This is a genomic window from Methanosaeta sp. UBA458 (assembly GCF_002496085.1).
In the GTDB taxonomy this organism is placed as follows: domain Archaea; phylum Halobacteriota; class Methanosarcinia; order Methanotrichales; family Methanotrichaceae; genus Methanothrix; species Methanothrix soehngenii.
Map to the genome: position 1 here is coordinate 1 of NZ_DAIK01000128.1, position 7899 is coordinate 7899.

Genomic DNA, 7899 nt, shown 5'->3' on the forward strand with positions numbered 1-7899 from the left:
ATGATTCCATGCAGGCTTCAAGTGCTACTTGGATGATCGATCACTTCTCCCTCGGGGAGATTTTGAATTCGCCAGACGATTCCACAGAGTAGGGAGGGAACACCCCGAACCTGTCCGATGAGATCTGAACCTCTGCATTGCGAATCTGATGCAAGTTTGGGCCAATGAAACGGAAACCGAAAATTCCCGCGAAACGCGCCCCGATGCCAGAGGGCTATGACGGCGTAAAAGCGAAGAAGCAGCAGGGAAGCCCCGGCCTTTAGGCCGTGGGAGGAGTTCACGTAGCATATCCTTCATAGTGATCCGCAAGGTGGCAGTCATGAACAGCAAAGGCATCTTTTTCCGATTATCCTGGCTGGCGATTGCATTGCTGGCAGCGTCTTCCTCACTCATAGCCGCCTCGGCAAATGAGCTCGAGCCCATCGAGGATAAGATCTTGATCCTCTTTCCTTACCATGCCCTCCTGGTGTTATCCGGCCTTCTCTTCCTAATAGCGGGAATGGTCTGTGCTAGGTACCTGAAAGGGAAGAGATGGTGGTTGAAGGCTCATAGGACCCTGGGGATCGCCGGAGCCGCATTGACCCTTTCCGGGATTACCGTCGCCATCTATATGGTCTCAGCAAGCGCGGGATTGCAGCCCCCAGGAGGACCTCATGCCTATCTCGGCATCATCGTCTCCTTAATGGTGATCTTAACTCCCGTTCTGGGTTTCATCCAGCTGAAGAAAAGGGATAAAAGGCTGCAGACAATTCATAGATGGTCCGGCCGGATGACCATAGCTCTTATGATCATCAATGCCTACCTAGGCTGGATGATGATCCAATCATTCCAATAAAATAAAATTTTGTGATGGCGAAAGGTGATAGATGGATGGCACAGATAGGCTACAATGAGACAGTTATGGATCACTTCATGAACCCCAGGAACGTGGGGGTGATCGAGAATCCTGACGGCTACGGCAAAGTGGGAAATCCCGTCTGTGGGGATCTCATGGAGATCTTCATCAACGTCAAGGACGACCGGATCGACGATATCAAGTTCAGGACCTTTGGCTGCGGCTCGGCCATAGCCGTCTCCAGTATGGTCACGGAGATGGCAAAGGGTAAGATCTTGGACGAGGCGATCAAGATCACCCGCGATGATGTAGCCGGTGAGCTTGGCGGGCTGCCCCCGCAAAAGCTGCATTGCTCAAACCTGGGGGCCGATGCCCTGCGCGCTGCTATCAAAGACTACTGGGTGAAGATCGGCAAGATCAGCCCCCAGGAGGCTGCGGTGGAAGAAGAGGTCCAAGAGGGAGATCATTGCGATACCGATGAGGGTTGATTGCATAAAATGAGTCCCGGGCAGGAGGGACGCCGAAAGCGTCATCCTGCCATCCTGAAGATGCCCAGATCTATTGTTATAGCAGCACAATTCAGCTTCTGCTGATCATCGTACCGATTCCTTCTGTGGTGAGCAGCTCCAACAGGATGGCATGGTGCTTTCTGCCATCGATTATATGGGCTTTCTCCACTCCACTCCGCACCACCGATACACATGCCTCCACCTTGGGGATCATTCCCCCCTTGATTATGCCCTCGGCCACCAGCCGGCCGAAGTCCGAAGCAGGGAACTCGGAGATGACGCTCGCCGGATCATCCGGATTCATGCGCACTCCTTCCACATCGGTGATGGAGAAGAACTTCTTCGCCCTCATGGCTATAGCTACTGCTCCCGCAGCGGTGTCGGCATTGACATTGAAGTTATTTCCCTGATCATCGGTGGCAATGGGGGATATAACCGGGATGTAGCCCTTTCCTGCCATGATCATCAGGATCTCCGGGTCCACCTTCTCCACGTCTCCCACAAATCCCAGGTCCACAGGCTCCTTTCCCTCCACCATCTGCAGAGCTTTCTTCTTGGCCTTCAGGAACATGCCGTCCTGGCCGGATAGGCCTATGCCCTTGCCCCCATGCTTGCCGATGAGGTTGACAAGCTCTGCATTGATGTGACCAAGCAAGACCATTCGGGCAATGCTCAGGGTCTCCCGATCGGTCACCCGCAGGCCGCCTACGAACTCCGCTTTCTTGCCGAACTTCTCCATGGCCTGGGATATCTCCGGGCCGCCCCCATGAACGATGATGGGATGGATGCCGATATAGCGCAGGAGCACCACATCCTGAATGAAGTCCTCCAGCACTGCGGTGTCGGACATGATAGAGCCGCCGATCTTGAAGACCATGATGGAATCATAGAACTCCCGAATGTAAGGCAGAGCCTCAATGAGCACCTGTTCTCTCTTAACTGTCAATATTCATTCCTCTCGGATTTAGGGTTCCTCTACTCAATGGATATCAAGACATCGCCGGGAGCGACTGTAGTCCCTTCTTTGACATAGATCTCTCTTATCTTGCCATCCTTATTGGCCAGGATATTCTGCTCCATCTTCATCGCTTCCAGGACTGCTACTGGATCCCCTTTGGCCACCCGGTCGCCCTTCTTGACCTTATAGCGGATGACCACGCCCTGCATGGGAACGGTCACCCCATCAGTGGGAGCCTTGGGCTGGGCTTCTTGAATGGTCATGCCCGCTGGAGCCACCTTGACCAGATAGGCCTCGCCATCGATCTCGACATTGAGGGCCAGGGGCTCGGCTTTTAGGGAAGCTCCCAGATCCGATGCCATATCTTTTTTAACCAGGGATTCCTCTGTGGCTGCTCCCTTGAGGAACTTCAGGGCCACCTGGGGATAGAGGGCGTATGTGAGGTAATCCTCCTCCTTCTTGGCGAGGCCGAGGGCGTCAACTGCTTTCTTTGCCTCCTCATATTCGGGGGGCAATAGGTCTGCAGGCCGTACGGTGACTGCGTCCTCATCGCACAGGACCTTGATCCTGACCTTGGGGTCGATCATGGCGGGCGACTTTCCATACAGGCCTTTGACGTAATCCTTGACCTCTTTGGGAACCATCTTGTAGCGGTCGCCTGTGACCACATTCAGGACCGCCTGGGTGGTCACTATCTGGCTGGTGGGTGTGACCAGGGGAGGATATCCCAGATCCTTGCGAACCTTTGGCACCTCTGCCAGCACCTCCTCGTACTTGTCCATGGCCTTCTGCTCATTCAGCTGGCTGACCAGGTTGGAGAGCATGCCCCCCGGAATCTGATAGACCAGGACATTGGTGTCCACCCTGGAGGCGATGGCATTGAATACCGGGGCATAGATCTCCATGATCCGTTCGAAGTATCTTTTGATCTCAGTCAAGAGCTCTAGATCCAGGCCGGTGTCATAAGGGGTTCCCTTCAGAGCTGCCACCAGGCTCTCTGTAGCCGGCTGTGAGCTGCCGCCGGAGAGAGGAGACATGGCAGTATCCAGGATATCTACTCCTGCCTGGCAACCATGGAAGTAGCTCATCTGAGCCATGCCGCTGGTGCAGTGGGTGTGCAGGTTCACCGGGAGGTTGACCTCCTTTTTTATGGCCCGGATGAGGTCATAGGCATTCTTGGGGGTGATCAGGCCGCCCATATCTTTGATGCAAATGGAGTCGCAGCCAAGCTCTGCCAGCTGGACGGCGAACTGGGCAAATTGCTCATTGCTATGCACGGGGCTGATGGTGTAGCTTATTCCGGCCTGGACATGCTTGTCCATCTTCTTGGCAGCCTTGATCGATCGCTCCATATTTCTTATATCATTGACCGCATCGAAAATCCTGAAAATATCGACCCCGTTCTCGGCTGCTCGCTCCACAAATCTGTCCACTAAATCGTCTGCATAATGCCTGTAGCCCACCAGGTTCTGCCCGCGAAGCAGCATCTGCATAGGGGTGTTAGGCATGGCCTTCTTAAGAGCTCTCAACCTCTCCCAGGGATCCTCATTCAGATAGCGAATGCAGCTATCGAAGGTAGCTCCCCCCCAAACCTCCAGAGAGAAGAAGCCGACCTGGTCCATCTGCTCTGCTATGGGTAGCATGTCCCTGGTCCTCATTCTGGTGGCCAGCAGAGACTGATGAGCATCTCTAAAAACCGTTTCTGTAAGCATTACCCTGCCCATAAAGATCACCTCTTATTTGGTCCCTCTTTAAAATCCCTTCGCCTAATGAATATTATATCAAGAGCTTCCATCGATCAAGCTGCCATGGATCAAGCAACTGTCGCGAGCCCCTCCATTTTAGCCTGGCGGTGGTATTCCTCTCCTGAGAATCGCGATGCATTTTTTTTTTTAGCTGTAATGTGTTAAAAAATCTCATTAGATGACTAATTTCCACCAACTCTGCACATTTGCATAATATTTCTTAAAAGTTATTGCATAGAAGCTTTTTTTTGGGAATTGAATCAGAAAAGCCTCTAATATGCTGGCTGAACTTATCGCAAAGCGAATCAATGGCACTTGCGAAAGGTTTTATTAGCAATCAACTCAGGAGCTTGGGACTATTTGCCTGGAGCGATGCGAACGCAAATGCTTCTTTCTCTCTCTTTCAAAAGAACAGATGAACTAAATTTTTGCCGCTATTAAGTTATCTTGTGCTCGATTTGTACGGAAGTGTACAGCGGAAGTATCTATTAATAATACTACTGCCCTTTAAGGGTTGGAGCTGATTAGAGATGAGACTTAGAGTTGTAAGTGCTAGAAACGAGATATCAAACCTTAATCCAAATGAGAAGACAGTTCATCTGGCATTCAGGGCCAGCAATGTAGATTTTCTCAACTTGATGCAGAGATGCCCAAGGCTAAGAATGATTCAAGTACCACCCTCCTACCGTAAGACCATGTCCAACGCTATCCAGGTGTTCCTCGATATGCAGGGCATAGAGCTATTAGAGGGCGATGTTTGGGGCCACAGAAAGGATCTGGATGAGTACTTCACCGTGGATGATACCACTATCGATGAGATCCGTTCCCTTGCAGCCAGCGGGGCCAGCATGGACGAGGTGGCAAACCAGATTCAGAAAAAGGCCAGGCTCGGTCCAGAGCTGATCAAGTACATAGCCCGGACAAAGATCACCGCCTGATTCCGGCCCAGCCAGGTCTCAGGCCTGGCTTTGCCTTCTATTTCTGCACCAGTGACAGCTAAAATAGACCTGCAATAATTATAGAACTCTTAGAAGACACAGATTATTTTCGACTGAACTCTAAGCCCCACCAGACTCCATCGGGAAAGGTTCATCTCATCTGAATATATGATCTAGTTTTGTGAAGTGCGATGTACTGGTAGTGGGCGCCTCATCTGCCGGTGTGATGGCTGCCATATCCGCTGCTGAGGGTGGGGCCAGCGTTATGCTGCTGGACAGAAACCTCGGCCGCCTGCACCATGATGCCAATACCCTCTTCGAGGGAATGGCAGCAGTCTCTGGAATCGAGATCAAGGACTGTCTGCTGAAAAAGGAGCTAGAGGGCATGCGCATTCTCAGCCCCTCGGGCAGGGGGGTCACCATTCCTGCCAAAGGCTACTTCATAGACCGGGATGCCTTTGACCGCCACTATCTCCATCTGGCAGAGAAGGCAGGAGTCGCCCTTCTATCCGGTGAGGTCCGGAGCCTCCACCTGGAAGGCAATGGAAGGACGGTCGGCCTGAAGGGAGTCCAGATTCATGCGCGAGTGGTGATAGATGCCTCTGGGGTCCAGTCCGGCCTCTCGGAGAAGGCAGGCCTCAAGCCCATGCGCCACCCAGAGGATATAGCCTGGGCAGTGGAAGCAGATATAGAATATCCCTATCTGGGCGAGGAGATGTTCTTCCAGTACTGGGTGGGAAGCATGGCACCGGGCTGGAAGGCCACATTCTCGCCTGCGGGCGGCGACCTTGCCACAATAGGGGTCTTTGTGCGCGGCCACGGCCAGAATGTGCAGCCATTCTTCGATAGATTCAGCAAGCTCTTCAAGGCCCAAAAGGCTTCCCAGTACAAAAATATCGATCGAATGAAGGTACTATCCGTCAGGAGGGGAGGCGATCCCATATGCGTCATGCCTGGAGAGATGGTGGCCGACTCACTGATGGTCGCTGGCGGTGCAGCCGGCCAGAGCGGCCTGGCCTATAGCATGCGAGCCGGCACCATCTGCGGCACCGTGGCGGGGGAAGCCGTCTTGAAGGATGATGTATCTCATCGCTCGCTCTCGGAATATGTGCGGCGGTGGAAGCGAGAGTTCTACTGGCAGTACCGCATGGGCCGGTCATCTCTTCAGACACTCGGCCAGATGAAGGATGAGGAGATAGAGAGGCTGATTTACGGCCTCTCCGGGAAGGGGCTCGTCTCCAATGGATCATTCTTCAAAAAAGCGGTCTATGCCGGGGCGCTCGTCACAATGATACGCCCTCGGACCCCCTATGACCTGCTTGTGAACCTCATACGATAGTGGTTTTTGCCCTTCTGGATAAATGGGCACTGGGCCGATGGATTGGAGGGCCGCCGAACCTCTGAGATTGTATACTCAAAATGGAGATGGCAGTATCCTTGGAAAAGTCCATTTAGCAAAAGATCGAAAAGGTCAGTTATGATCGAGCTGTCAAGCGACCCCTATGTTCTGAAGACCAGGAACACTCCTCTGACCGAGGCGGACTTCAGGATTCACCTTAACATAAACTGGTGTCGCGGAGTCCTTTTCAACGTGGTGGCATTGAAAAACTCAATCGCTGTAGTGGAGTATGATGCTATTCTATGGTCGGAAGACTCCATAATGTTCATTGAGTACAAGGATTCGCCCGCCGCCTATAAGGATCTCTCTTCCCGAAGGGTCCAGCAGATGAACAGCTTCGCCAAGAACATCGCCCGTGGCCTGGGATTCAAGAGCTTTAATTTCGTGGTGGTGGTAAAGGGTCTGGAGGAATCGACGAGCAAGGGTGGAGTGGTGGTCATGCCCCTGGTTGAGCTGGGAAGCTACCAGCCGAACTTCGTCTCATCGATCGCCGAGCTGGAGTATCTTGATAAGATGATTGCCAAGTACTCACGGGCGGGTGAGGCGCAGTTTGCTTTGGATCTGGAAAAGCTCAGGAAGATCTTCGAGATAGAGCAGGCCTGAGGATTGGAGATGATGAATATGAAAGGATACGGATGGTCGAACGGTGCTGCCTCCATTATAAATGCCGTGGCAACCTGGAAGGGCTCTGCCTTTGCCATCGAGCTTGTAACCCGGGCCGTGGTTGAGCTGGACCACTCTTCAGGAATCAAGGGAGATGTCCCGGGGGTAGATACCCGCTTGATTGAGCGCTGTGTGGTGAGGGTCTTAGACCATCTGGGCCTTGAATACGGGGGCCGGGTGAGAACATCCAGCGAGATTCCCATAGCTAGCGGCCTGAAGAGCAGCAGCGCAGCCGCCAATGCCGTCATCCTGGCAACACTTGATGCACTTGACGTGGATATGGATCTGGTGAGTGCTGCCAAGATCGGGGTTGAGGCGGCAAGGGAGGTTGGAGTCACCATAACCGGCGCCCTGGATGACGCTCTCGCCTCGATGCTCGGCGGGGTGGTGGTCACAGACAATCGCGAAATGTCCCTCCTTCGCAGGGATGAGCTCAACTGCAGTGTTATGCTTCTGGTTCCCGATCAGAGGATTTTCTCCCGGGATACTGATATCTCTCGATCCAGGATCATTGCTCCTATGGCGGATCTGGCCTTCGATCTGGCCATGCAAGCCGACTATGGCCGGGCTATGACCCTGAATGGGCTGGCCTATTGCGCCGCTTTGGGCCTTTCGTCTGAACCTCTGATCCTGGCGCTGGAGAAGGGGGCACGGGGCGCAAGCCTCTCGGGAACTGGTCCCTCTTATGCTGCTCTGATCGATGAGAGCAAGATGGATGGCCTTGAAGAGTCCTGGAGGGCACTGGGCGGAAGAGTGATAAGAACGAAAGCAAATAACAGGTGCGCATCCAGGGGGCAAGGATTTTGACGGATCTAAATAAATACAGGAGTGATATCGAGGAGGTCGACCAAA

General features: G+C 53.2%; 8 protein-coding genes. 6 read left to right on the plus strand and 2 right to left on the minus strand.

All coding sequences use genetic code 11. From position 1 onward, the window contains the following. Positions 1 to 319: 319 nt before the first annotated feature. On the plus strand, positions 320 to 835 hold the full coding sequence (locus tag BP822_RS09295) for a cytochrome b561 domain-containing protein (protein ID WP_157863796.1): 516 nt from the start codon (positions 320 to 322) through the stop codon (positions 833 to 835). Between the two features lie 35 nt (positions 836 to 870). After that, positions 871 to 1323, plus strand: a complete 453-nt coding sequence (gene nifU, locus BP822_RS09300; protein ID WP_048133240.1) for a Fe-S cluster assembly scaffold protein NifU — start codon at positions 871 to 873, stop codon at positions 1321 to 1323. 91 nt (positions 1324 to 1414) lie between these two features. Here the strand turns inward: nifU and argB are convergent, their stop codons facing one another. Together argB and oadA are read right to left on the minus strand one after the other, a co-directional pair. Beyond that, on the minus strand, positions 1415 to 2290 hold the full coding sequence (gene argB, locus BP822_RS09305; RefSeq protein WP_013720091.1) for an acetylglutamate kinase: 876 nt from the start codon (positions 2288 to 2290) through the stop codon (positions 1415 to 1417). A gap of 29 nt (positions 2291 to 2319) precedes the next feature. Continuing rightward, the gene (gene oadA, locus BP822_RS09310; RefSeq protein WP_276619327.1) at positions 2320 to 4026 is read right to left on the minus strand and encodes a sodium-extruding oxaloacetate decarboxylase subunit alpha; all 1707 of its coding nucleotides are present in this window, start codon (positions 4024 to 4026) and stop codon (positions 2320 to 2322) included. A 551-nt stretch (positions 4027 to 4577) separates the two neighbouring features. On the opposite strand from oadA, the gene BP822_RS09315 reads away from it, so the two are divergent. From BP822_RS09315 to BP822_RS09330, 4 genes are all read left to right on the plus strand, one after another. Continuing rightward, positions 4578 to 4985: a DUF1699 family protein gene (locus BP822_RS09315; RefSeq protein WP_013720089.1), complete on the plus strand. Its 408-nt coding sequence runs from the start codon at positions 4578 to 4580 to the stop codon at positions 4983 to 4985. 181 nt (positions 4986 to 5166) lie between these two features. Then, positions 5167 to 6324 (plus strand): FAD-dependent oxidoreductase, encoded by a 1158-nt coding sequence (locus BP822_RS09320; RefSeq protein WP_286878182.1) that lies wholly within the window; start codon positions 5167 to 5169, stop codon positions 6322 to 6324. A gap of 138 nt (positions 6325 to 6462) precedes the next feature. Beyond that, on the plus strand, positions 6463 to 6987 hold the full coding sequence (locus tag BP822_RS09325) for a hypothetical protein (RefSeq protein WP_286878183.1): 525 nt from the start codon (positions 6463 to 6465) through the stop codon (positions 6985 to 6987). A gap of 12 nt (positions 6988 to 6999) precedes the next feature. Then, positions 7000 to 7854 (plus strand): shikimate kinase, encoded by an 855-nt coding sequence (locus tag BP822_RS09330; RefSeq protein ID WP_345803819.1) that lies wholly within the window; start codon positions 7000 to 7002, stop codon positions 7852 to 7854. Positions 7855 to 7899: the final 45 nt, after the last annotated feature.

Excerpts from the sequence above, each read along its gene's own strand:
- BP822_RS09295 (WP_157863796.1), top strand. The coding sequence starts at position 320 with ATGAACAGCAAAGGCATCTTTTTCCGATTATCCTGGCTGGCGATTGCA.
- nifU (WP_048133240.1), top strand. The coding sequence starts at position 871 with ATGGCACAGATAGGCTACAATGAGACAGTTATGGATCACTTCATGAAC.
- oadA (WP_276619327.1), bottom strand. The coding sequence starts at position 4,026 with ATGGGCAGGGTAATGCTTACAGAAACGGTTTTTAGAGATGCTCATCAG.
- BP822_RS09315 (WP_013720089.1), top strand. The coding sequence starts at position 4,578 with ATGAGACTTAGAGTTGTAAGTGCTAGAAACGAGATATCAAACCTTAAT.
- BP822_RS09325 (WP_286878183.1), top strand. The coding sequence starts at position 6,463 with ATGATCGAGCTGTCAAGCGACCCCTATGTTCTGAAGACCAGGAACACT.
- BP822_RS09330 (WP_345803819.1), top strand. The coding sequence starts at position 7,000 with ATGAATATGAAAGGATACGGATGGTCGAACGGTGCTGCCTCCATTATA.